The organism is Paraburkholderia sp. Tr-20389 (assembly GCF_017104565.1).
Classification (GTDB): domain Bacteria; phylum Pseudomonadota; class Gammaproteobacteria; order Burkholderiales; family Burkholderiaceae; genus Paraburkholderia.
Map to the genome: position 1 here is coordinate 79,867 of NZ_JAAGPD010000031.1, position 22,887 is coordinate 102,753.

Annotated in this window: 19 protein-coding genes and 1 pseudogene; 13 read left to right on the top strand and 7 right to left on the bottom strand. The window is 60.5% G+C overall.

What is annotated here, in order from left to right; translation table 11 throughout:
- Positions 1-3: 3 nt before the first annotated feature.
- From G3N95_RS26125 to G3N95_RS26145, 5 genes and pseudogenes are all read right to left on the bottom strand, one after another.
- Positions 4-792, bottom strand: coding sequence for a PhnD/SsuA/transferrin family substrate-binding protein (locus G3N95_RS26125; RefSeq protein WP_205972971.1), 789 nt, complete (start codon positions 790-792; stop codon positions 4-6).
- Between the two features lie 60 nt (positions 793-852).
- A complete protein-coding gene (locus G3N95_RS26130; RefSeq protein WP_205972972.1) occupies positions 853-2,043 on the bottom strand; it encodes a glycosyltransferase family 9 protein in 1,191 nt (396 codons plus the stop codon).
- A 127-nt stretch (positions 2,044-2,170) separates the two neighbouring features.
- A pseudogene (locus G3N95_RS40655) lies at positions 2,171-2,488 on the bottom strand (hypothetical protein); the annotation flags it as partial.
- 319 nt (positions 2,489-2,807) lie between these two features.
- Positions 2,808-4,115: an NAD(P)-binding domain-containing protein gene (locus G3N95_RS26140; RefSeq protein WP_205972973.1), complete on the bottom strand. Its 1,308-nt coding sequence runs from the start codon at positions 4,113-4,115 to the stop codon at positions 2,808-2,810.
- 154 nt (positions 4,116-4,269) lie between these two features.
- Entirely contained in the window at positions 4,270-5,238 is a 969-nt protein-coding gene (locus G3N95_RS26145; protein WP_346778407.1) for a tripartite tricarboxylate transporter substrate-binding protein, read from the bottom strand.
- Between the two features lie 283 nt (positions 5,239-5,521).
- Between G3N95_RS26145 and G3N95_RS26150 the strand changes: the two genes are divergently transcribed.
- From G3N95_RS26150 to G3N95_RS26160, 3 genes are all read left to right on the top strand, one after another.
- A complete protein-coding gene (locus G3N95_RS26150; protein ID WP_205973012.1) occupies positions 5,522-6,445 on the top strand; it encodes a LysR family transcriptional regulator in 924 nt (307 codons plus the stop codon).
- 92 nt (positions 6,446-6,537) lie between these two features.
- Positions 6,538-7,350, top strand: a complete 813-nt coding sequence (locus tag G3N95_RS26155) for an IclR family transcriptional regulator (protein WP_346778408.1) — start codon at positions 6,538-6,540, stop codon at positions 7,348-7,350.
- Between the two features lie 200 nt (positions 7,351-7,550).
- On the top strand, positions 7,551-9,662 hold the full coding sequence (locus G3N95_RS26160) for a 3-hydroxyacyl-CoA dehydrogenase NAD-binding domain-containing protein (RefSeq protein ID WP_205972975.1): 2,112 nt from the start codon (positions 7,551-7,553) through the stop codon (positions 9,660-9,662).
- A 314-nt stretch (positions 9,663-9,976) separates the two neighbouring features.
- On the opposite strand, the gene G3N95_RS26165 is transcribed toward G3N95_RS26160, so the two are convergent.
- Complete coding sequence (locus tag G3N95_RS26165; protein WP_241018940.1) at positions 9,977-10,735, bottom strand: hypothetical protein; 759 nt, start codon at positions 10,733-10,735, stop codon at positions 9,977-9,979.
- A gap of 343 nt (positions 10,736-11,078) precedes the next feature.
- Between G3N95_RS26165 and G3N95_RS26170 the strand changes: the two genes are divergently transcribed.
- The 10 genes from G3N95_RS26170 (at position 11,079) to G3N95_RS26215 (ending at position 22,083) form a co-directional block, all read left to right on the top strand.
- Positions 11,079-13,199: an acetate--CoA ligase family protein gene (locus G3N95_RS26170; protein WP_205972976.1), complete on the top strand. Its 2,121-nt coding sequence runs from the start codon at positions 11,079-11,081 to the stop codon at positions 13,197-13,199.
- Between the two features lie 38 nt (positions 13,200-13,237).
- Positions 13,238-14,278 (top strand): CDP-6-deoxy-delta-3,4-glucoseen reductase, encoded by a 1,041-nt coding sequence (locus tag G3N95_RS26175; protein WP_241018942.1) that lies wholly within the window; start codon positions 13,238-13,240, stop codon positions 14,276-14,278.
- Positions 14,279-14,304: 26 nt separating this feature from the next.
- Positions 14,305-15,033: an enoyl-CoA hydratase/isomerase family protein gene (locus tag G3N95_RS26180; RefSeq protein WP_205972977.1), complete on the top strand. Its 729-nt coding sequence runs from the start codon at positions 14,305-14,307 to the stop codon at positions 15,031-15,033.
- Between the two features lie 50 nt (positions 15,034-15,083).
- A complete protein-coding gene (locus tag G3N95_RS26185) occupies positions 15,084-15,872 on the top strand; it encodes an enoyl-CoA hydratase-related protein (protein ID WP_346778409.1) in 789 nt (262 codons plus the stop codon).
- Between the two features lie 82 nt (positions 15,873-15,954).
- The gene (locus tag G3N95_RS26190) at positions 15,955-16,212 is read left to right on the top strand and encodes a hypothetical protein (RefSeq protein WP_205972978.1); all 258 of its coding nucleotides are present in this window, start codon (positions 15,955-15,957) and stop codon (positions 16,210-16,212) included.
- 131 nt (positions 16,213-16,343) lie between these two features.
- Positions 16,344-17,753 (top strand): FAD-dependent tricarballylate dehydrogenase TcuA, encoded by a 1,410-nt coding sequence (tcuA, locus tag G3N95_RS26195; protein WP_205972979.1) that lies wholly within the window; start codon positions 16,344-16,346, stop codon positions 17,751-17,753.
- Positions 17,740-18,900 (top strand): tricarballylate utilization 4Fe-4S protein TcuB, encoded by a 1,161-nt coding sequence (tcuB, locus tag G3N95_RS26200; RefSeq protein ID WP_205972980.1) that lies wholly within the window; start codon positions 17,740-17,742, stop codon positions 18,898-18,900. The genes tcuA and tcuB overlap by 14 nt, the downstream gene beginning before the upstream one ends.
- Positions 18,901-19,093: 193 nt before the next feature.
- The gene (locus tag G3N95_RS26205) at positions 19,094-19,579 is read left to right on the top strand and encodes a tripartite tricarboxylate transporter TctB family protein (RefSeq protein WP_205972981.1); all 486 of its coding nucleotides are present in this window, start codon (positions 19,094-19,096) and stop codon (positions 19,577-19,579) included.
- The gene (locus G3N95_RS26210; RefSeq protein ID WP_205972982.1) at positions 19,576-21,138 is read left to right on the top strand and encodes a tripartite tricarboxylate transporter permease; all 1,563 of its coding nucleotides are present in this window, start codon (positions 19,576-19,578) and stop codon (positions 21,136-21,138) included. The genes G3N95_RS26205 and G3N95_RS26210 overlap by 4 nt, the downstream gene beginning before the upstream one ends.
- A 207-nt stretch (positions 21,139-21,345) precedes the next feature.
- Complete coding sequence (locus tag G3N95_RS26215) at positions 21,346-22,083, top strand: IclR family transcriptional regulator (protein WP_241018944.1); 738 nt, start codon at positions 21,346-21,348, stop codon at positions 22,081-22,083.
- A gap of 24 nt (positions 22,084-22,107) precedes the next feature.
- Here G3N95_RS26215 and G3N95_RS26220 read toward each other — a convergent pair whose 3' ends face one another.
- Positions 22,108-22,884, bottom strand: a complete 777-nt coding sequence (locus G3N95_RS26220) for an SDR family oxidoreductase (RefSeq protein ID WP_205972984.1) — start codon at positions 22,882-22,884, stop codon at positions 22,108-22,110.
- Positions 22,885-22,887: the final 3 nt, after the last annotated feature.

Sequence of the window (22,887 nt, forward strand, 5' to 3'; positions counted from 1 at the left end):
ACGTCATGCGAGGCGCGCGTAGTTTGCTATGCGTGCCTCGTTTTCCATCTGGCGGATGCTGTCATAGTCATCTGCCGTCAAGTGCGAAAAGCCTTTGAGTTTCAGACGCTGCGCACGCTCTGGTTGCGCATGCAGCGCTTCGTTCAACGCGGCACGCAATGCATCGGCCTGTTTGTGCGAGACGTGTTTCGATGCGATCAACGGCAGGCCCGGCGTCTTGCGCGTCGTACCGATTCCGCGCAAGCGACCCGTGAGTTCGGGATATGCGTCGCGCGCGAAGGCCATCGTAACGCAGTCGATCGCGGCGACGTCCGCGCGATCCTCAGCGACGGCACGCAGCGAGCCGAGATGCGAGCCCGTCTCCAGCGTCGAGGCGAAGAATCCGCCATCTCGCGCAAACGGCGCAACTGAGTGCCGCAATGCGTTGTAGCCGCTGTTCGAATCGGTGGAATTGAAGGCGGCGCGCGCACCGCGACTGGCTTCGATCGAATCGAACGGCGCGTCGCTGCGCGTGACGATCACACTCGAATAGTTTGCACCTTCGCAGCCGGGCGCGTCGAAGTGCGGCGTCGCGATCAGTTGCACGTACTCATGCAGTCCGAGCACGTACGGATAGCCGCAGGTCTGCGCAAGCAGCAGATCGGGACGCCGCCAGAATGCGTGCAGATCGTGCGGCTCGACGATCACGGCGGCAGGCTCCACACGGCGCAGTACGTCCGCGAGCAGTGCATGCCAGTCGGCTGCGAGCGAGGGCGATACGTTGTACATCGGCAGGGCGGCGACGCGGTTCATGAGGGCGATTCTAAACGCGGATCGATTCGCGCGCCGCCCGTCGTCGAACCGGTCGCGCCATCATGCCGCCGCGCCAAGCTGCGCGCGCGGTTCGTCCGGTTCCTGTGCGTGGGTGGCCGACTGCACGACCGCGTCCACGACGCGCCCGGCAGCCGGCCAGTCGTGCAGCCGTTCTCCTTGCGCTGACCGTTCGGGCGCGACGCTGACATAGTGCGTCGGATAACCCCAGATCGCGTCGTGCACATCCGGCTTCGTGATGCTGCCGCCGAGCACGGCGACCGTCGGGCGGCGGAACGCAGCCGCGACGTGCATCAGCATCGTCGAGTTCGTCAGCACGACATCGGCTTGCTCGACGAGCGCGAACATGATGCGCATCGGCACTTCGCCAGCGAGCGAGCGGACGGCAACGCCAGGACCCGCGGCCGCGATGGCCTCGGCCGCGCGCGCCTGATCCGCCGTGCTGCCGACGATCACGATGTCGCACGCGCTGCCGTTTTGCGCGAATGCCTGCGCGATCTGCAACAGCGCCGCGCCGACTTCGCGTGCGGGCCATGCCTTCGTCGGCACGCCCGCGCCGACGCCGACGACGACGTGCACCGTGCGTCGTCCGTCCGCCGTATTCGTCGCCCAACGCTGCCGCGCCTGGGCGCGCTCGTCGTCCGTCAGGAACAGTTGCGGACGCACTTCGGGCAAGTCCGTCGCGCCCAGCAGTTCGCCTTGCGCCAGCGCGGCGCGTCCGCATTGCCGTCTCGCATACACGACATGCGCCTGACACCCGCTGTCGCCGCCTCGATAGCCGCGCACGCCGATCCGGTAGCGTGCGCCGAGCCGCATCATCAGCAGCGCGCCCATATAGCTGCCCAGCACGTCGATCGCGACGTCGAAGCCGCCGCGCGCGCGCAGCGCCGCGACCTCCGGCGAGTTCAGCAGAAAGCGCAGCACGTTCTTGTGCGAGCGGTCCGCGACGATCTTGTTGTTCCAGGGCGCGTCGAGTTCGACGATTTCGTCGATATACGGATTGTTCTCCAGGATCGGACGGCCCCAACTGCCGATGCCGGCGATCAGGCGCGTCGACGGAAAGCGCTTGCGCAACGCTTCGAAGAGGGGCGTGGTGGTGAGCAGTTCGCCGAAATCGTTCGGCCGCAGCACGAGGATTTCGCGCGGCGTATCGCGGCGCGGATCGAAGCGCGGCGGATAGAACCGGCTCATCAGCCAGACGGGCGTTTCGATCAGCAGATTTTTCCAACCCATGAGTGGCTCCCTCTTCGCAGGCAAGGCCGACCGACATGTCTGCGATTGTGCCGGGTTGCGTCCGCGCGAAAGCGCCGAGGTTCCGCTCTTTTCGGTCATTCAGGCCGGCATGGCGAGGGATGCGCGTTCAACGTGCGGCATGCGTGCGGTCGCTGTGCGCGCCGTTGCCGGCGGTTCGGACCCGGACGTAGCCGTACGATTCGGGATCGAGCGCGAAGGATGCGGTCGGCTCTATCCGGACGACGTCAGGCAGCCCGCCATGCACGGGGTTCGTCACGGGCGCGAACGCTTGACGCTTCGCCCATTCGCCGTAATCGTTCACTAGAAAGCCGCCCGAGCGCTCCCGGTATTGCACGTGAGATGCCGTATAGACATCGCGCAGCGCAAACCACGGCACATGCGGCAGGTCGTGATGCACGAGGTGATAGTTGTTGCTCAGGACCAACTCAGGATCGCATTGAACCCTGCTGGTTGGGATTTGCAGGCTCATTACCGAGCGAAAATTTTGATTTTTACCCGCAATTTACCTGCAGCTTGCTACCGCTGGTCGCAGCGGCGCTTTGAAGGCCATATGGGCAGTGCTCGCTCGTCGCTCTCGATCGATTCTGCTGAGGTTCGCGTGGCTACCGCCCATCGAAGGCACAGAGGAGTTCATCGGGCAGCCGTAGAAAACGACAACCGAAGAACCGCCGGCCCTCTCTTCAGGGCGCAGGCGGTTCGATCAAAAGACCTGAGTCAAACCCGCATCATCTACATCGGATGATTCAGGTTGCATCGTGGGCGGTAGCGGGGTAGAGCCGCGACAGCTCGTGGACGCGCTTTCCAGGTCCAAATTGGCAGCGCATCCGCTCGAAAATAGCGCGCGTCTCATTTGCGATCATCAACGGAACACCGATTCGGCTGGCGAATGAACAGCCTTCCTGGAGGTGCTTCAGCGCATCGTCGACAGATGAGTTGCTCGGACGTTCGCCGCTCATCAGCTCGCTAAAGATGTTCCGCGACCCGGTACTCCAAGCCGAACTGCCATGGAGAACCTGGCTCATGTCTTTCAGTTGCAGTCCGTAGTTCAGGCCAGCAGAGATGCACTCGTAAGAAATCGCGCGAGACTGTGACGCAACGATGCTAGCGATGGTTTCCAGCGTGTCGGCCCCGCTGCTTTCCGACTGTGCCGCCGCAGACTTAAGCGCATCGTCGGCAATGCTCGAGCCTGCCATCGACCCAATGATCTTCACCATATCCTCGAGGCGAGCCTGTGGACCCTGCAGATTCCCACCAATCTGCAGGAGACCCTGGACGATGCCAGTGATCGGCATCGGGGTACCGTGCTTCATGCCGAGCGACAGCGCCTGATAGATGTCCTTCAGCATCAGGGACAGTGCGAAATCGGTCGACGCCTTGCCTTGAAGAAGGGCTGGCAACATACGGTCGGTGATCTGACAGCACGCTTCGCCGTCTGAAAGATGGTCCGCGATAGTCTGAAGCGTGAGTCCGGATTTCCGGCCGAATGCCAGCACCTCCAGTATGCCGAGACGGTTGCCCGCGTTCATCGCGTTGTTGACTGTTTTCAGTGCCTGGCCGTCGCCCACTCGGAATCCACAGCGAAAAATCTTGTCCGTGATCGCTCGAAGCGCCGGGTCTGCCCGATCCAGCACCTCCGCAGATGCCGACACCATCAGGTTTGCGTTTCCCGTGGAGACTATCTGAGGACTTGCTGATACCGCGGCGTCCATCATCAGCACGCCAGACTCGGCGAGCGCGGCGGCGATCTCACGGGTCTCTTCGGGTACACCGCTAGTCTGATCAACCACGATCTTTCCGGGGCTCAACCCCGCAGCCAGCCCATCCGGTGCGAACACCGCGTTCTTTACGTCGGCGCTGCGCGGCAGGCAAAGGAAGACCACGTCAGCGCGCTTCGCGAGCTCGGCGGCTGTGGGCGCCACACTTGCGCCAAGAGAAGCCAGCTCTCCCACAGCAGCCGCACTGATGTCCCATACCGTCAACTGATGATCTTTCAGGAATCGCCTGGCGAGCTGGCCGCCCAGCGCGCCAAGCCCAATATATCCGATGTTCATTGTCGCCTCACATGACTGTTTGATTGATGGTATCTGGTTCTTGTCGGAATGCGTCCCGCGATGATTCCAGTAATCCCGAGGCTGTAGCGCATTTGGAGCGATCGTATCATGCAAATCACTGATCGATATCGATTCCACTAGATGGAATCTAAGGTTATTGACCAATGTGTAGGTCGAAATGGGTCGCTGCATGGAACTGGGCCCATTTTTTCGTGTCGTGAAGGACGTAGTCCTTCACGGATTGGGGCGTGCTGATACCTGGCTCGTACCCGAGCTTGTGCATGTAAGCGACCGTCTCGGGCATACGGGAGACCGCGTTGATCGCACCATTCAGCGTCTGGACGATGTCCGCCGGAAGCCCTTTTGCCCCTACCAGCACGTAGTACGTGTAGGGATCGACGTTTCCCAGGCCGGGGATCTTCGCCTCTCCCAGCGCTGGGACGTTGGGCAGTGAAGCGACGCGTCTGTTACCCGTAACGGCCAGGGCGCGCACCATGCCACCCTGAATCGACGGGAGCGCGCCCTGAATGGGGGTCATCCCGATCTGTACCGATCCGGAGAGCAGTGCCGTGATGATTTCGGCGTCAGCCTTGAAGGGAATGTGCGTCATCCGTATCCCGGCGAGGCTCGACAGATATTCCATCTGTATATGGCTGGCTGAGCCGATGCCGGAAGACCCGAAGTTCAGCGAGCCGGGGTGAGCCTTGCAGTACTTCACAAGCTCTGAAATGTCGGCGATGGGAAGGGACGGGCTCGCAACGATCACGCCGGGTGCCTCTCCGACAAGCCCGATAAACGAAAAGTCTTTGACGGGATCGTAAGGAAGGTCCTTCTGCAGGCCCGGGTACTGGGAAGCGGCGCTGCCGGTGATCAGGAACAGTGTGTATCCATCGGCCGGCGCGGACTTCAGGTTCCGTATCGCAATCATCTGATATGCACCGGGACGGTTCTCGATGTAGACGCTCGCCCGCAGGACATCGCTGAGTTTTGACGCGTAGTACCGGGCGATCGTGTCGGTGGCGCCAGCAGCATTGAATCCGACGAGCAGCCTCACCGGTCGCGCCGGATAGCCGTTTTCTGCGCGCGCGTGTCCCGAAACGAACGCGGCTGCGAAAATCCACACGCTTACTCCAAGCAAGGGCCCAAAAGCTCCGAATCTCCAGTGCCTGCGCATGTCTTCCTCCCGTCGATGAAATTTCTAACAGTTTGCCCGATCGATGCGGTACAGTGTTTAAAATGGTACGAGTTCCAATGGTCGAAACGCGACATCTATGCGGCGATAACTTCCCTGATTCACGCCGGGTTCGGAATTCGCTGTGTCCCGGTGATGGGTGATAGCGACAACTCGCCATTGCGATGCAGATGGCGCATTGACCCGGCTGGACGCGCTGAATAAGGCAACGCAAATGGAAATCCGGCAGCTCCGCTATTTCGTGCAGGTCGTCCAGAGCGGTAGCATGGGGCGCGCTGCCATCGAACTCGATCTCGTCACGTCGGCGCTGAGCCAGCAGGTCAGTCGACTGGAAAGCGAGCTTTCCGTGCGACTTCTGAAACGCACCAAGAACGGTGTGCAGCCTACAAGTGCAGGTCTCGCTTTCTGGCACAAGGCGCAACTGATCCTGCGCATGGCCGACGATGCAGCCAAAGCAGCGCAGTTGGGACGTCTGTCGGGAGAAGCGTCGGTGGGACTCGCGCCGAGCACATCGGGCGTGCTTGCACTGCCATTCCTTCGCGAAATGAGGTCCCGGTACCCGGATGTCGGTATTCGCATCGTCGAAAGTCTGTCCGGCAACCTGGGGTCGTTGCTTGCGTCACGGCAGATCGACGTAGCCATCATCTTTGGCGGTTCAAGGGCGAAGCGTGTCCAGACCGCTCCACTGCTTTCCGAGCGGCTGTATGTGATTTCGGCTGACACGTTGCCGCTTCCCGCGGATCCGTCTGGATATGACATCGCCGAATTGGCGCAATTTCCGCTAATCCTTCCAAGTAGTCCGCATGGACTGCGGTCACTGGTGGATGGCGCTTTTTCGCGAGCCGGCTGCGCGATGAGCGTAGCTGCTGAAATAGACGGACTCGCAACGCTGATGGAGGCGGTCAGCAGTGGCATGGGCGTGACGATTCAGCCCGCCGCTGCCCTGGCGCGCTGCAAGGGATCAAAGCTGCACACGGTGCCGATTCTTGGAGCCACCCTCAGCCGTATCAATCTCGTCGCGTCTCTGGCGGATGAGGAGTTGACGCCTGCCGGACTGGCCGCGCGTCTTGTTTTGCGGGAGGTGGCATTGAGGCAGGTCGACGAAGAGCGGTGGCTCGGGGTGACGGCGTTGATCTGACCAGAGCGCACGCCCGGTGATGCGTTTTCCAGTCGGAGTGGTTCGGCGATGTGCCGCGCGAGGCTGGAGTCAACCAATTTGAGGGGTTTTTCGTGAAAGAGACCATGCGCTCGGTGCAACGCATCCTGGCAGTGTTCGAAAGTTTCAGCGTCGACAGAACAAGTCTCATGCTGCAGGAGATAGCGGACCGCATCGCGCTTCCCAAGTCGACCGCGTTCCGTATTGTCCAGAGCCTGGAGAAGGCGGGGTACCTGGTCCGCCTCGAAGATCAACAGTATTGCCTGTCATTCCAGTTCACCCGCCTGGCGGGCCACGTCCGCAGCACCCTGGGGATTCGTGAGATATCGCGACCGGTCCTTCTTCAGCTTGCGGACCGCACCCGCGAGACGGCTTCATTGCACACGCTTTCGGGTAGCTACCGGATCTGCATCGACGCGGTGGCAACTGTCGCTGCACCGCTCAGGATGGTTGCCCAACCTGGCGAGCAGGTACCGATGGTGGCGGGCGCTGCATCGAAGGTCCTGATGGCGTACATGCCGTCGGAGAAGTTGTCCGCGATGGTGGTCGATGTCGCGCGAGTGACTAGAAAGCCGAGGGCCGAGATCGAGAAGGAGCTGGAGAAGATCCGCTCTCAGGGGTTTGCTGCCTCTCATGGCGAGCGTCTGCTCGGCATTTCAGCGGTCTCTGCGCCGATTCGCGACTCGGACGACCAGGTCAGATATTGCATCTCGGTTGGCGCTCCCAGCGTTCGGATGAGAATCAACGAGGATGAAATCGTACGTAGCCTCCTGATTGCAGCAGCCGATATCTCGCGCCAGTTCGGCGCCGCAACGGTGGATTTTCATGAGGGGACCCAGTTTCTCGCGAAAGATGCAGGAACGATTACCCATCGCATCAGCGGTTGAATCGCAAAAAATCCAGCTATTAAGTTTCGAGCAGTGGAACCAATGCTGTTCAGTAGAACGCGTGATAACATCGACCACATCTGTATGTGAGCGGGAAGGTGCACTCACGGTGGGTTGATGCACGTCGACACGTGCTGCAGGGACTTCGCTATCGGGCATCGTGCGCTCGGAACTGGATTTTTGCTGAAAGGAGACCGGCGATGTCGGAAGAAAGGTTAGTTGGATATAAGGTCGTCGATGGCGTAGCGGTGATAACGCTTAGCAATCCACCGGTGAACGCGCTTGCGCCAGGGATGCGGGAGAGCCTGATTGAATGCCTTGAGCAGGCGAATGCGGACCACAGGGTGAAGGGCGTCGTTGTGACGGGAGGCGGGGGCAATTTCGTGGCGGGCGCCGATATCCGGCAATTCGGCAAAGAGCGCAAGGTTTCATCGTCGGTCAGCACTGCAGCGATCGACGCCAGTCATAAGCCGGTCGTGGCGGCCATCCGCGGCTACGCTTTGGGTGCAGGTCTGGAACATGCGCTCGCATGCCACTACCGATTCGCGTCGTCCGACGCAAAACTGGGTTTGCCTGAGGTCAAGATCGGCATCATTCCTGCCGGAGGAGGCACGCAACGCCTTACGCGGCTTGTCGGGCCGAAAGCGGCCATCGATATCATCGTTAGCGGGCGCCACGTGTCTGCAAAAAACGCTCTGGAATTGGGTCTGATCGACCGCGTGGTGGCCGACGAACTCGTCGTCGCGGAAGCACTGGACTTTGTAAGAAGTCTTCCGCGGGGTGAAGGCGTGCGACGCGTTCGCGACATGAACGACCGGATCGAGCATGCGAAAGCCAATCCGCAGGAGTGGACACCCGCGCGTGACGAAGCCGCGAGGAAGGCGCGATTCGTCAAGGCGCCGCACAGCGCGTTGGCCTGTATCGAGATGGCGGTGAACGGATCGTTCGAGGAAGGCATTGCGCTTGAACAGTCGCTTTTTGCGGAACTCGAAAGTTCCGATGAGGCAAAGGCGCTCCGCTACGCATTTTTCGCGGAGCGCGAAGCTGCGAAGATTCCGGGCAAGCCGGATCACTACAAGCCCGAGGCGGTTCGCAGCGCAGCTGTGATTGGAGCAGGAACGATGGGTGGCGGGATTGCCATCTGTTTCGCCGACGCCCATGTTCCAGTGAAGGTGCTCGAAGCAAGTCAGGAGGGCCTCGATCGCGGAATGCAGAAAATCAGGGACACTTATGCGACGAGGGTGAGCCGAGGCAGTCTGACGCAGGGTGAGATGGACGAGAGCCTGACGTACATCCAGCCCGTGATGGACTATGAACAGATCGGTGACGCTGATGTGGTGATTGAGGCGATTTTCGAGCGCATTGACCTCAAGAAGGAGGTTTTCGGAAAAATCGATAGCGTAATGAAGGAGGGGGCGCTGTTGCTGACCAACTCCTCGGCGATCGATATCGATACGATGGCCAACGTGACGCGCCGGCCAGCCGACGTGGCCGGCGCGCACTTCTTCGCTCCGGCAAACGTCATGAAGCTCTGTGAGGTGGTGCGAGGCACGAGTAGCTCTGTCGAGACCATCCTGCGTACCGCACGGCTCGGACGCGACCTGAACAAGGTAAGCGTCGTTGCGGGATCGTGCGACGGTTTTGCAGCAAACCGAAGTCGTGCGCCGCTGGTCACGGAGGCGATGCTTCTGCTCGAAGAGGGTGCTCGACCAGACCGGATCGATCGCGTCATGAAGGCGTTTGGCTATCCGATGGGACCGTTCGCGGTCAGCGACCTGTCAGGGCTCGATGTCAGCTACGACACCCGGAAACGGCGGGCGGCTGCGGATCCAACCTATCGCAAGCTGCACGTGCCTGACCGGATGGTTGAACTTGGCCGCAAAGGGCAGAAAAACGGCACCGGCTGGTACCGATACAACCCTGGCGACCGAAAGCCGATCGTGGACCCCGAGGTCGACGCGATCATTGCAGGCGTGGCACGCGAACTCGGCGTCGAACAGCGAGAGTTCTCTGACGACGAGATTCTGCAGCGCCTGCTCTTCGCGTCAGTCAACGAGGTCTGCAAGATTCTCGAGGATGGGAAAGCGTACCGCGCAAGCGACGTCGACGTGATGTGGTTGTACGGCTTCGGATTTCCGCGGCACCGGGGCGGCCTGATGTATTGGGCGGACACCGTTGGGGCAGGCAAGGTCGGCCAGCAGGTCCAGGCATGGCACGAGCAGTTCGGAAAACGCTGGAAGCCGGGCCGCCTCTTGCTCGAAGCTGCGGCTGCAGGATCTCAACTGCGCGACCTGCGCGCGCCGGGCATCTGATATCGACTGGCCGATGACCTTCGGTTCATGTAACTCGGGATCGAAGGTCTCGTCGCACCAACCCTCTGCGTTGTGATTGATGCCGTATGTTTGCCAGCGCCGGCAACACCAGCATCGCTCATATCTGACACTGCCGCGGCACTCGTTTCCCGATAGATGCTGGACGGCCCGTAATTGGCTGATCCTACCCTCTCGTGTCGAGAAGGCAGACCTGTGCCGCAAACGCCGATCCGAACGTTCGTCGAACAAAAAGTGAAAACCCCGGAGACAGCTTACGTGTCTCCGGGGTTCGGCCTGAAAGTCCGATAGCTGGGTCAGGCGTTGTTTTCCTCGCGTGGGTACTGGAGGACCAGCGCCTCGAGCCCCTTGTCGCCGGATCGAATCGTAAATTTTTCTTCGTTCGGCTCGACGACAACCATTGACCAGAGCGGAAGTTCTTCGTCGTTGTGCAGGAGGGTGCCGTTGCCGACGAACACGTAGTAACCGGCAGCGGCCTTCGGATCCGGACCTTCGACGCTCTGACCAGCTCCGAGTCGAACGATCTGCGCGTGCATGCCGTCCGAGTCATCCTTCAGAAGCGTTTCCCAGACCGGCTCGGCCCGTTCCTTCAGCACCGGCTCGATGGAGAAGCGCACGCGTTCCGAGGTCAGATGGCGGCGCTTGCTCGGCTTGAGCCGGTCCCGATACCCTTCCTTGTTCAGATACACGGGTTCCGAATTGCCGGTGTACATGCGCATTGCGACAAACGACAGACCTTGCGGACCTGCGACGATCGGGCCGTAAGCGGTGTGATGGTCCTTGAACTGCACTGTCAGGGGCTCGAGTGGCTGTTGCTTGTTCCCAAGCGTCCCGGAGCCGGCGATGAACATCTGGAACATCGTCACGCCGTGAAAATGCGGAACGACCGACTCGTGCGGTTGCAGTTCCGACATGGTGGCCTGCGGCCCCGAACCCGTGGCGTTCGAGCTGCGAGGGCCAAAAAACACCGTTCCCCAATGCTGGTTTCCGGTGCCCGGAGAAACTACGACGTCTCTCTTGGAAAGAGCGTCGGCGCCGCTTCGTGTGTAGATCATTCAAAGTCTCCTTGAATCTGCCATCGTCCGCAGATCGCTCTGCGATGCTTGTTGCGTTCGCCGGCATCTGGCAAACCACAATAGGATCCTAGCATGAGTTTTAAAGAACAGTATCGATTCCGATCAGTGAAACTTAGGCGATGATCATTCAAACCTGGCCGTGTTTTGCGGTCTTTTTTTGCTGTTTCATTCATCGGAACGCATTTCATTTATCGTTGACGCCGGTCGATCCAGGGTCTACAGTCAAGTCCATTGGATCGCTCACGACGCGGAGCGACCGCCGAGAAATCGCTCGCTGTCAGAGCAGACTTTTCAGGAACAACCAGCTGGAGACGGATCGGAAATGAACGATTTCAAATATCTGCTCGAACCGCGGTCGATCGCGGTTGTCGGGGTTTCGGACGAAGCGGGCCGCCCGGGTTCGCAAGCTGTCCGTGCGCTTGTCGGGAACGGTTACCAGGGACACATCTATCCAGTCAATCCAAAGTACGCGGAGTTCGACGGCCTCAAGTGCTACGGCGCGGTGAGCGACATCGATGCGCCGATCGACCTGGTCGTGATCGGCGTACCTGCGAAAGGCGTTATCCCGGTGCTGAAAGCATGTGCGGAGAAGTCGGTTCCATATGTCGTGGTTCTGAGCGGGGGCTTTCGCGAGAGCGGGCCGGAAGGCGTCGAGCGCGAGCGCGAGATGCTGGAGATCGCGAAGGCGGCCGGAATTCGCATCATCGGCCCGAACTGTCTGGGCTTCGCAAACATACACTCGCAGGTGTTCGCTGCATTCGGGAGCATCACGCGGGAGCCCAAGCTGAAGAAGGGGGGCGTTTCCCTCGTCACCCAGAGTGGTGGCTTCGGCTACAGTCTGGCGCTTGCCTGTGCCGAGGCGGACATCGGCTTTCGCCATGTGATTGCCACCGGCAATGAGACGGACGTCGACACCGTACAACTGATCGATGCGTTGCTGAACGACACGGAGACCCAGATCATCCTCGCGTACATCGAAGGTACGAAGGATGGCCGGTCGCTGCTCGATGTCGGCAGGCGCGCACTCGCGGCTGGCAAGCCGGTTCTGCTCTGGAAGGGCGGCGTCACTGAAGAGGGTGCGCGGGCTGCCGCTTCGCATACCGCAAGTATGACCGGAAGCTACGACTTCTATCGTGCGCTCTTCAAGCAGACCGGTATCGTCGAAGTCAGGGAGATTCACGAGGCTGTCGACTTCCTCAAGGCTTTCGCGGCGAAGAAATATCCGGCCAACGGCGGAATGGCGGTCATGGGGGTTTCCGGTGGCTCGGCCATCGTATTTGCTGATGCAGGTGAACCCGAAGGGCTCCATCTCGCGAATCTTGCGGAAGAGACGGAACGGCTGCTCGCGGAGGTGGTGCCGAATATCGGCGCGGTGCACAATCCGATCGACCTGACCGCAGGCTATTTTTCTGCGAGCAATCGCGACAAGCTGCGCACGGCTATCGAGGTCACACTTGCCGACCCCGGAGTGGATGCCCTTTGCGTGAACCTGGCAACGACGGGCAGCGCTGGCAGTACCGCTGCTGCCGAAGTGATCGCCGATGTGGCAAAGGGGTCGGCCAAGCCTGTCTGCGTATTCTCCTCGGCTCCCCGTGATCAGATCGCAGATGCCAGCAGATTGCTCGATGCTGCAGCAGTGCCTCTCTTCCCATCGCCATCCCGCGCGGCAAAAGCGCTGGCGATGCTTGCGCGCTACGGTGCCGCACGAAGCCTGGTGGGAACTTCCGAATCTGCAGATTCCCGCCCCGCCCAGTCATCGAAAGACGTCCTCTCGGGCTGGGCCGGCAAACTGTCCGAAGCACAGTCCAAGGACATCCTGTCGCGCGTAGGTATTCCTGTCACGCGCGATGTGCTGGTGACCGCTGCCGACGGCAGCCTGCCGGATCAGTTGTCATGGCCTGTCGTCGTGAAGATCGTATCGCCCGATATCGCTCACAAGACGGAAGTTGGCGGCGTCAAGGTCGGAATCCGTGACCCGAAGGAACTTGAGTCGGCCATCGCCGAAGTGCGCGCGAACGCGCAGTCTCATGTCCCCGACGCGCGAATCGAAGGCGTGATGGTCTCCCAGATGGTCAAGGACGGGTTCGAGCTGATCGCGGGTGTCGTGAACGATGAGGTGTTCGGGCCCGTGGTGGTGGTCGGAGCAGGTGGGATTTACGCTGAACTGATGCGCGACTCCTCCTGCCGCCTCGCGCCCTTCGATGAAACGGTCGCGCGGCAGATGCTCGACGAACTGCGGTGTCGTCCGATTCTGGACGGGGCTCGAGGTAAGCCTGCGCTCGACGTCGATGCCACGTCGAAAGCGCTTGCGGCGCTCTCCCGGTTCGCATGGGAGCATCGCGACGGCGTATCCGAGATCGATGTCAACCCGCTTTTCGTTCTGCCAGACGGCGTCCTGGCGGCCGACGCGCTGATCGTGCCCGTGTCGTTTCCGGGACATTGAAAGGATGGCCCATTGTGGAACTACCTGTTGATCTTTCCATGAATGACGAAATGGTTCACGCTGAACGCCACACGGTCACGTTCCAGCCGCTCGATCGCGTGCTCGAGGTCCGTCGTGGAGAGAAGATTCTCGCGGCGGCGCTGGCGGCGAACTTTCCCGTTCCGTACAGCTGCCAGAGTGGCGTCTGCGGATCATGCAAGGCCAAGGTGACGGCTGGCGACTGCGATCACGGCGAAGCGCAGTTTGCGGGTCTTTCGGCTTCGGAGGCAGAGCAGGGCTATGTCCTGCTGTGTCAGGCAACGCCGGCATCGGATGTGACGGTGGAATGCCGGGCGGTCCCGTCCATCGAGGGCTATCCAGTCAAAAAGACGCCGTGCCGCGTCGCTGCGCTGGAACGGCTGGCCGACGACGTCATGCGCATCCGGCTCAAGCTGCCAGCGAACCTGCAGTTCAGATTTCTTCCGGGGCAGTACATCGACTTGCTGATCCCAGGTGGAATCAGGCGCAGCCTGTCGATAGCCAACTCGCCAGAGGATGAAGGCTTCATCGAACTGCATCTTCGCAATTACGGCGGACCCTTGAGTACCTTCGTATTCGGCAAGTTGAAGGAGAACGACCTCCTTCGACTGGAGGGGCCGTTTGGCACGTTTTTCGTGCGTGACGATTCCGACAAGCCGATGATTCTGCTGGCAAGCGGCACCGGGTTCGCTCCGATCAAGTCCATCATCGAGCACGAACTGCGAAAGCGCAGTGGTCGACAGATGACACTGTACTGGGGCGGCCGGCGGCCGCACGACCTGTATTTCGATTCACTCGCCCGGTCCTGGGCTGACCACGGAATCAACTATGTTCCGGTCGTCTCCGATGCCCTGTCCGAAGACGACTGGAGAGGACGTTCGGGATTCGTTCACGAAGCGGTGATGAGGGACTTCGGTGATCTCTCGTCGTATCAGGTCTACGCGTGCGGGGCGCCAGTGGTTGTGCTCTCGGCCAAGAGAGATTTTACCGAGCGATGCGGCCTGCCTGAAGACGAATTCTTTGCCGACATTTTCGTGTCCGGTGCGCTCCCCTCCGCTTGAATACGCAAAAAAACTCAGGAGTCCGCATGTCGTTAGATGGGCTGCAAATCGGAAAACGGGATTCGCAACTGTGGATCGAGATCGACCGCGCCGGGAAAGCGAATGCCATGACGGTCGCCATGATGGAAGGGATCGCGTCGGCGATCATCCAGGCCAGCGCGGACGATAAGACGCAGGCCGTGGTGCTGACGGCGAAAGGCGAAAAGCTCTTCTGTGCAGGAGTAGACGTGCGCGAGCAGTCCCCGGACGGAGATGCTGCACGTCAGCGGGAGCGACGGTCTCACGCGCTCGCGGCACTTCAGGATTCCGTCATCACAACGCCGGTTCCGATCGTCGTAGCGCTGAACGGGCTCGCAGTGGGCGCTGGCGCCATGCTCGCACTGATGGCTGACGGATGTGTCGCCGTCGAAGGGGCGGCGCTCTCGCTTCCGGAAATCGATATCGGCATCGCCACCTTTTCGGGCGCAAACATCCTCACTGTACTCGGCGGACGCGCCCTTGCGGCGGACCTGATCCAGACCGGGCGACGGCTGCCGGCCCAGGACGCGTTGAATCGCGGCCTGATCAGCGCGGTGGTCGAAAGGGGGGAACTCGAACACTCGGCCACAAAGATCGCAGAGGCACTGGGATCCAAGAACCGCGCGGCCTTCGCCGACAACAAGCACTGGATCAATCGGGGCTTGTGCTCCGCGCTCGAGGAAGCCCGGCAGGAACACGCGCGCCATCGGGCCAAGGTGCAGGGTGTCGGAAAGTAAGGGGGCCGGCGACTGGCAGAACATGATCACGAATTTAAACGGAGACGGACGTGGCGGATCTTGAAATCAGCAGGGTGGGTCGTGTAGTGGTTGCTACGCTGAATCGGCCGGAGAAAAAGAACGCGTTGAGCGAGGACATGCTTGAGATGCTTCGCAACGAGCTGAAGAAAGCGAACGACGACGACGATGTGGGAAGTTTCGTTCTCACGGGAGCAGGAGACGCATTCTGCTCGGGCGGCGATCTTGGACGCCGCGCGGCCGAAGGCGGGGACCCCACACCGCTTGAGCGGAAACACAGACTCCAGCGCGTCACTCACAAGGTCGCTCGGGCGGTTGAGGAATTCGAAAAGCCGTTGATTGCGGCCGTGAACGGTGCGGCCGTCGGCGCGGGCATGGACCTGTCGCTCATGTGTGACATCCGCTTCGCCGCCCGGTCGGCCCGGTTTGCAGAAGCGTACATCCGGGTTGGCCTGATCCCGGGTAACGGAGGCTGCTATTTCCTCCCCAGACTGGTTGGGCCGGCCAAGGCGCTGGAACTGCTGTGGACGGGTGACTTCGTCGACGCATACGAAGCGAACAGGCTCGGCATCGTCAATCGCGTCACGCCGGACGAAAGCCTTCAGGACGAAACGCTGGCATTTGCGGCCCGTCTGGCAGACGGACCGCCCGTTCAGACGCGCGATATCAAGAAGCTGATGTACCAGTCAATGCGCACTGATCTTCGCACGAGCCTCGAGACCACCTCGGCTCTTATGGCGGTAGTCCAGTCGACCGATGACTATCGGGAGGCGATCACCGCCTACAAGGAGAAGCGCAAGGGCGAATTCAAGGGGCGTTGAAGCGCCTCGAGCATCCGGTACGGCCAGCCTCCGCGCGACTCGCAGCGAGGCTGAAAGCAGACCTCGACCCTCAGATCAGACCATGCAACAGATCGTGCGCTCGTTGAGATGGAACATCGACAAGTGGTTCGGACCGGCGTGCCGCGACCGCATCATCGTGACGCGGGCCCAGGGTGCGAGATGGGGCGCGAGATATGTTTGCGTTCGTGAAAAAGATTCGGGTAACGAAATAGCGCTCTTCCTGTTTCGACATATGGACGGCTCATGGAGCGTTTTTCCGCCCGACCGGATCAGGCCGTCGTTCACCGTGCAATTGCGGGAATCCGGTGACAGCGACTAGTCGCTGTTGTGGAATTCAGGCATGAGGACCGGATTCGGGTCTTCAAAAAAACTGAAGACGTGTTGTCTGAAGGCTGGTGGCGATGACCCCAACGCCACCGTAGCATGGCCTCTCAGAATAGGACAAATATTATGGTAGACGTTCTCGTAATTGGAGGAGGCAACGCCGCACTTTGCGCCGCGATCATGGCGCGGGAAGCGGGTGCCAGTGTACTGATGCTCGAAGCGGCGCCGCGGGAGTGGCGCGGTGGCAATTCGCAGCATACGCGCAACCTGCGCTGCATGCATGATGCACCCCAGGACGTACTCGTCGACGCGTATCCCGAAGAGGAGTTTTGGCAGGATCTGCTCAAGGTAACGGGCGGCAACACGAATGAGGAACTGGCTCGTATTGCAATTCGCGCGTCGTCGAGTTGTCGCGACTGGATGCGCAAGCACGGCGTGCACTTCCAGCCCCCACTTTCCGGCGCTCTTCATGTAGCCCGTACCAACGCATTCTTTATGGGCGGTGGAAAAGCGCTGGTCAACGCTTATTACCGCAGCGCCGAGGCGATCGGTGTCGCTATCCGGTACAACGCCCCCGTCGATTCGATCGAGCTCGACGGCACCCGGTTTGTCGCCGCAAGGATCGGCAATGAGCGTATCGCAGCGAAGAGCTGTGTGCTTGCAGCCGGTGGCTTCGAATCGAATCGCGAATGGTTACGCGAGGCATGGGGGCAGGTGGACGGTGTTTGGGTGGCAGACAACTTTCTGATCCGTGGCACCCGCTTCAATCAGGGCACGTTGCTGAAGTTCATGATCGACGCTGGCGCGGACGAGATCGGTGACCCGTCCCAGTCGCACTGCGTGGCAATCGATGCGCGCGCGCCGCTCTACGACGGCGGAATCTGCACGCGCGTCGACTGTGTGTCGCTGGGGGTGGTGCTCAACCGCGACGGCAAGCGATTCTACGACGAAGGTGAGGATTTCTGGCCCAAGCGTTACGCGATCTGGGGGCGCCTGGTTGCGCAGCAGCCTGGACAGATTGCCTATTCGATTATCGATTCCAAAGCGATCGGCCGGTTCATGCCTCCCGTGTTCCCTGGTACCAGAGCGAACTCGCTACGCGAGCTGGCAACGGCACTCGGTTTCAACGAGGAAGAATTTCTGGAGACGATCCAGACATACAACCGGTCGTGCCGGCCAGGTACGTTCAATCATGCCGTGCTCGACGACTGCCATACCGAAGGTCTGACGCCGCCGAAGACGCACTGGGCCCAGCCGTTGGAGCGTGCGCCGTTTTACGCATATGCATTGCGCCCCGGCATCACATTCACATACCTCGGCCTGAAGGTGAATTCGAATGCCGCCGTTCATTTTGGCGGCGAGCCGTCCCGTAACCTGTTCGTTGCAGGCGAGATGATGGCGGGAAACATTCTCGGCAAGGGGTACACGGCCGGCGTGGGTATGTCGATCGGAACTGCCTTTGGCCGGATCGCCGGCACTCAGGCCGCGGCAGCGGCGCAGCACTACAGGGAAGCTATCAATCATGCAGTCGCTTGAAGCATTGACCCGCGAGGCGGCATCGCTCGCGGCAAACGAAGTCGTCGCCCGGACTGACATGACGCAGGCGGAGAAGGAAGTCAGCCGCATCATGCAGATCTGTAACGCCTGCCGGTATTGCGAAGGGTTCTGTGCGGTATTTCCGGCAATGACACGGCGGCTCGAGTTCGGCAGGGCCGACGTGCATTTTCTCGCGAACCTTTGCCACAACTGTGGAGCGTGTCTGCACGCGTGCCAGTACGCGCCCCCGCATGAGTTCGCTGTCAACGTGCCACAGGCGATGGCGAAGGTGCGAGTGAACACCTATACGGAATATGCGTGGCCCGCTTCGTTCGGGGCGTTGTACCGGAAAAACGGTACGACGGTCGCGCTGGCGCTTGCCGGCGGTCTTGCGCTGTTTCTCGCCCTCGCCGCGATCGCAGGCAGACCGCAGCCCGGCAGCGCAAACTTCTACAGCGTGTTCCCGCACAATCTTCTCGCGCTCATCTTCGGGGCCGTGTTTCTTCTCGCCCTCATCTCGCTGTCGATCGGTGTGCGCAGATTCTGGAAAAACGAAAATCCGGGCGAGCTATCGGTCGATGCCGCCGCGGAAGCAGCGGGATCGGTGCTGACGCTCAGATACCTCGGAGGAGGACACGGCGAAGGTTGTAATAACGAGAGCGACAGCTATTCGCTTTCCCGGCGACGGTTTCATCATCTGACGTTCTACGGTTTCATGCTCTGTTTTGCATCGACCTGCGTCGCTACGCTTTATCACTATGTCTTTGCTCTGGAAGCGCCTTACGGCCTGACCAGTCTTCCCGTGTTTCTGGGGTCTCTCGGCGGGATGAGTCTCGTCGTGGGTTGCAGCGGGCTGTTTATCCTGAATCTCAGGCGCCATCCGCTACACGGCGATGCATCGCAGAAGGGCATGGACCGGGGATTCATTGCGCTGCTCTGGCTGGCCGGGCTCACAGGACTGGTACTGCTGGGCGCCCGGGAAACGGGTGCGATGCCGGTGCTGCTGGCCGTACATCTGGGTGTGGTGATGGCGCTTTTCATGACACTGCCCTACGGAAAGTTTGCGCACGGTATCTATCGATCTGCCGCCTTGCTGAAGTGGGCGATCGAGAAGCGAAAGCCGTCCTCGTTAATGGTCGAGGAGTAATCGCACGGGAAGAGAGCTAACGCGAAGTACCGGCCTTCAGGCCGGGCGAAATGCTGCAGCCGGCGGGCACTGGACATCATCAACATATCCAACGTAAGTCCTGGTCACCGGTATCGCAGCGACGTGATGGGAGCAGATCATCTCCTCGCGGGGAGAGAACTGGGTGTGATTGACGTTCATAGGAGGAGACACCATGAACAGAACACTGTTACATAAGGATCTGATCGGCGGCACACTGCTGATCGTCGTAGGAATCGCAGTCCTAACGCATTCCGTTTCTTACCATATCGGCACGCTGGTTCAGATGGGGCCGGGGTTCTTCCCGTTTTTTCTGGGCCTCATTCTGGCTCTGGTCGGCTGCGGGATTGCCGTTCAAGGGTATCTCTCGGTCCATGCCGAGGCAGTGCCTGACAGACCCACCGCGAAAAAGAAGCTGCGGCCGGAGTGGAAGGCGTGGATTCTGATCTGCCTGGGCATGGTTGCCTTCGTCGTCCTGACAAAATGCCTCGGACTCGTTGCAGGCACGTTCGCCGTGGTCTTTATTTCGGCGCTCGGCGATCGGGATAACAACTTCAAATCGGCGGTCCTGCTGGCACTGGCGATGGTCGCCATCGCCGTGACCGTCTTCTGGTGGGCGCTGCAGATCCAGTTGCCGTTGTTCAAGTGGGGTGTCGTATGATCGCGCAAACGCTGCATGATCTCATGTATGGTTTTAGCATCGCAGCGATGCCGCAAAACCTGTTATGGTCGTTTGTCGGTGTGCTGGTCGGCAATCTGATCGGTGTGCTTCCAGGCATGGGAGCACTCTCCGCGATCGCCATGTTGCTGCCGCTGACCTATTCGATGCACGCGGTTCCCGCGCTTCTGATGCTGGCCGGGATATTTTACGGGTCGCAGTACGGCGGTGCGCTCGGTGCGATCCTGTTGAACCTGCCGTCGCATCCACCGCATGCCGTAACCTGTATCGACGGGTATCCGATGACGAAGCAGGGGCGTGGAGGAACGGCGCTGGGCATCACGATGGTGTCGTCATTTTTCGCGGCGTCGGTCGGCATCGTGGTGATGATTTTTCTTTCGCCATGGCTCGTCAAGATCGCTTTTGATTTCGGGCCGACTGAGATCGTCTCGATCATGCTGCTCGGTCTGATTGCCGGGGCGACGATGTCCCGGGGCTCGCGGCTTAAAGGGATCGCGATGACGGTCTTCGGGCTGTTGCTGGGGATTGTCGGTACGGACGTCAACAGCGGCGTGGAGCGGTTTACGTTTGGATTTGCCGAGCTGTCTGACAAGGTCGAACTCGTTGCGCTGTCGATGGGGCTGTTCGGCGTTGCAGATTTCCTGATCAACGTGAACCGGATCAGCTTCGTCGGGACGCAGACGAAGGTGCGCCTGCGTGACATGCGGCCAACGCGCGGCGAGCTGAAGCAGGCCTTCTGGCCGATGGTCCGGGGTACATTCGTGGGGACTCTTTTCGGCGCCATGCCGGGAACGGGCCCGACCATCACCACGTTCCTTGCGTACGCGCTCGAAAAGAAGATATCGAAGCATCCGGATCGCTTTGGCCAGGGTGCCATTGAGGGTGTGGCCAGTCCTGAAGCGTCTACTCACGCAAAGACCCAGGTTGATTTCATTCCGACCATGACGCTCGGTATTCCGGGCGATGCGGTAATGGCCCTGCTGCTTGGCGCGTTGCTGATCCAGGGATTCCAGCCTGGTCCCCAACTGATCACGCAGCATGCCGATCTCTTCTGGGGGCTGATAGCGAGCTTCTGGATCGGCAATGTGCTCCTTGTGCTGCTGAACGTACCGCTCATTGGAGTCTGGGTAAAACTCCTGCAAGTCCCTTATCGCCTGATGTATCCGTCTGCACTCTTCTTCATTGCGGTCGGCGTCTTCAGTACGAACAACAGCCTGTTCGAAGTCGGTGAGGTACTGGTGTTCGGGATCATCGGGGCGGTCCTGCTCGCACTGGATTTCCCTGTAGCCACCATTCTTCTCGGATATGTTCTGGGGCCCATGGTCGAGGAAAATTTCCGGCGGGCACTGCTGCTGTCGCGCGGCGACCTCGCGATATTTGTGCAACGGCCGATCAGTGGCGCGTTCATGGCGATCTGCCTGGTGCTGGTCGTCGGACAGTGCTACTTTGCGTGGCGTGAGCACAGGAGCAAGCGCTCGAAGGGCCGGTCGCCGGAGGTAGCGGTGCCTCCGTTATCTCACGCTCCGCTGACCGAGGAGTGATGTCAAAGCGCCGCCGATAGGCGGCTGCTCGTTCATGCCGGCAGGGGCCACTGCCGGCGCAAACCGGGTGGTTTGCGACGCGCCATGTCGCCGGGGCCGCGGTTCAGTACTGGGCATCCCGGCGGCCTGAACGTTTCAAAAGGGCCGGTTTCGACCACACCTGATGTACCATACGGTTGTCTTTGACCCCGTATGGAACGTTGCGAAATGATGCGCTCGGTTGAACGTATTCTGGCTGTTTTCGAAAGTTTTAGCGTTGAGCGGAGCAGCCTGTCTCTTCAGGAAATCTCCGAACGCATCGATTTGCCGAAGTCCACCACTTTCCGGATCGTGCAGAGTCTGGAGCGAGCCGGGTATCTGGTCCGGCTGGAGGATCAACAGTACTGTCTGTCGTTCCGGTTCACGAGGCTCGCTGGTCTCGTGCGCGGTACCCTGGGAATTCGCGAGATTGCCCGTCCGTTTATGACGGAGCTCGCCGAGACGACGAAAGAAACCGTGTCCCTTCACACGGTCAACGGTCCCAACCGCGTGTGCATCGATTCCATTTCGACGGTCACCGCCCCTCTCAGAGCAGTGGTGCAGGCGGGCGAACAGATACCGCTGCAGGCGGGCTCGGGTTCCAAGGTGCTGATGGCGTATATGTCAAAGGCCGATCTGACGCCGTTGCTGCCGGCTGCCACGAAAGCCACCAAGCAGACCAGGGCGGCCTTTCTCGAAGAACTCCAGCGCATCCGCGAGCGTGGCTATGCTGTCTCTCACGGTGAACGACTGATGGGCATCTCGGCGATCTCGGCTCCGATCATGGGGGTCGACGAACAGGTCCATTATTGCCTGTCCGTTGGTGCCCCCACGGTGCGCATGGAGATGCATGAGAAGAACTTCATCAAGCTCGTCGTCGAAGCCGCTGTGAATATCTCGCGTCAGTTTGGAGGGCACGCGGAATAGGGCGGGGAAGGCGGTCCAGGGCGTTCAGAACAACGATCCCAGCATGCCGCCTTCAACCGGGATCGTCGCGCCGGTGATGAATCCCGCCTGTACCGACGCCAGAAACGTCACGACACCTGCAAGTTCGCCTTGCGTGCCCATCCGGCCAAGAGGCGTCAACTTCTTGCGCGCCTCGGCCTGAGCAGGAGTGTAGGCAGCGGATCCGGCGCGATGCGGGGTTTCGATCAAGGCGGGTGCGACACAGTTGACCGTGACCCCGCTCGAGCCAACCTCATTCGCGAGATGCTTCATATACGCGGTCACACCGGCCCGGAAGACTGTCGACAGGCTATGGTGAGCCATGGGGGCTTTCACAGAAGCCGAGGTGATCGCAATCACACGGCCCCATCCGCGCGTGGTGATCAGTGGGATGGTCTGACTAACGACCTGCAACACACCGGCGAGCTGGTTCTGATACGCCTCGTCCCAGCGCGCCATATCGACCTCTTCCGTCGTTTCGCGAATAGGATTTGGCGGACGAGCCGTGTTGAGTACGACGATGTCAAGTCCGCCAAACTCCGCTTTCACCACCTCGACCAGCGCAGCGACGTCGTCGCCGACGCGCATGTCTCCCGCTTTCACAACAGCCCGCACGCCATGCTGCTGAGTGATCTCGTCAGCGACCGCCTTCAGCTTGTCCTCTGAGCGCGCAAACAGCACCACGTTTGCTCCCTCTGCTGCAAGCGCGTGAGCGATGTTTCGCCCCATGCCGCCACTCGACGCGGTGACCAGAGCGGTCTTGCCCTTGATGCCCAAATCCATGAT

Excerpts from the sequence above, each read along its gene's own strand:
- G3N95_RS26125 (WP_205972971.1), bottom strand. The coding sequence starts at position 792 with ATGAACCGCGTCGCCGCCCTGCCGATGTACAACGTATCGCCCTCGCTC.
- G3N95_RS26130 (WP_205972972.1), bottom strand. The coding sequence starts at position 2,043 with ATGGGTTGGAAAAATCTGCTGATCGAAACGCCCGTCTGGCTGATGAGC.
- G3N95_RS26140 (WP_205972973.1), bottom strand. The coding sequence starts at position 4,115 with ATGAACATCGGATATATTGGGCTTGGCGCGCTGGGCGGCCAGCTCGCC.
- G3N95_RS26150 (WP_205973012.1), top strand. The coding sequence starts at position 5,522 with ATGGAAATCCGGCAGCTCCGCTATTTCGTGCAGGTCGTCCAGAGCGGT.
- G3N95_RS26160 (WP_205972975.1), top strand. The coding sequence starts at position 7,551 with ATGTCGGAAGAAAGGTTAGTTGGATATAAGGTCGTCGATGGCGTAGCG.
- G3N95_RS26165 (WP_241018940.1), bottom strand. The coding sequence starts at position 10,735 with ATGATCTACACACGAAGCGGCGCCGACGCTCTTTCCAAGAGAGACGTC.
- G3N95_RS26170 (WP_205972976.1), top strand. The coding sequence starts at position 11,079 with ATGAACGATTTCAAATATCTGCTCGAACCGCGGTCGATCGCGGTTGTC.
- G3N95_RS26175 (WP_241018942.1), top strand. The coding sequence starts at position 13,238 with ATGAATGACGAAATGGTTCACGCTGAACGCCACACGGTCACGTTCCAG.
- G3N95_RS26180 (WP_205972977.1), top strand. The coding sequence starts at position 14,305 with ATGTCGTTAGATGGGCTGCAAATCGGAAAACGGGATTCGCAACTGTGG.
- G3N95_RS26190 (WP_205972978.1), top strand. The coding sequence starts at position 15,955 with ATGCAACAGATCGTGCGCTCGTTGAGATGGAACATCGACAAGTGGTTC.
- tcuA (WP_205972979.1), top strand. The coding sequence starts at position 16,344 with ATGGTAGACGTTCTCGTAATTGGAGGAGGCAACGCCGCACTTTGCGCC.
- tcuB (WP_205972980.1), top strand. The coding sequence starts at position 17,740 with ATGCAGTCGCTTGAAGCATTGACCCGCGAGGCGGCATCGCTCGCGGCA.
- G3N95_RS26205 (WP_205972981.1), top strand. The coding sequence starts at position 19,094 with ATGAACAGAACACTGTTACATAAGGATCTGATCGGCGGCACACTGCTG.
- G3N95_RS26210 (WP_205972982.1), top strand. The coding sequence starts at position 19,576 with ATGATCGCGCAAACGCTGCATGATCTCATGTATGGTTTTAGCATCGCA.
- G3N95_RS26215 (WP_241018944.1), top strand. The coding sequence starts at position 21,346 with ATGATGCGCTCGGTTGAACGTATTCTGGCTGTTTTCGAAAGTTTTAGC.
- G3N95_RS26220 (WP_205972984.1), bottom strand. The coding sequence starts at position 22,884 with ATGGATTTGGGCATCAAGGGCAAGACCGCTCTGGTCACCGCGTCGAGT.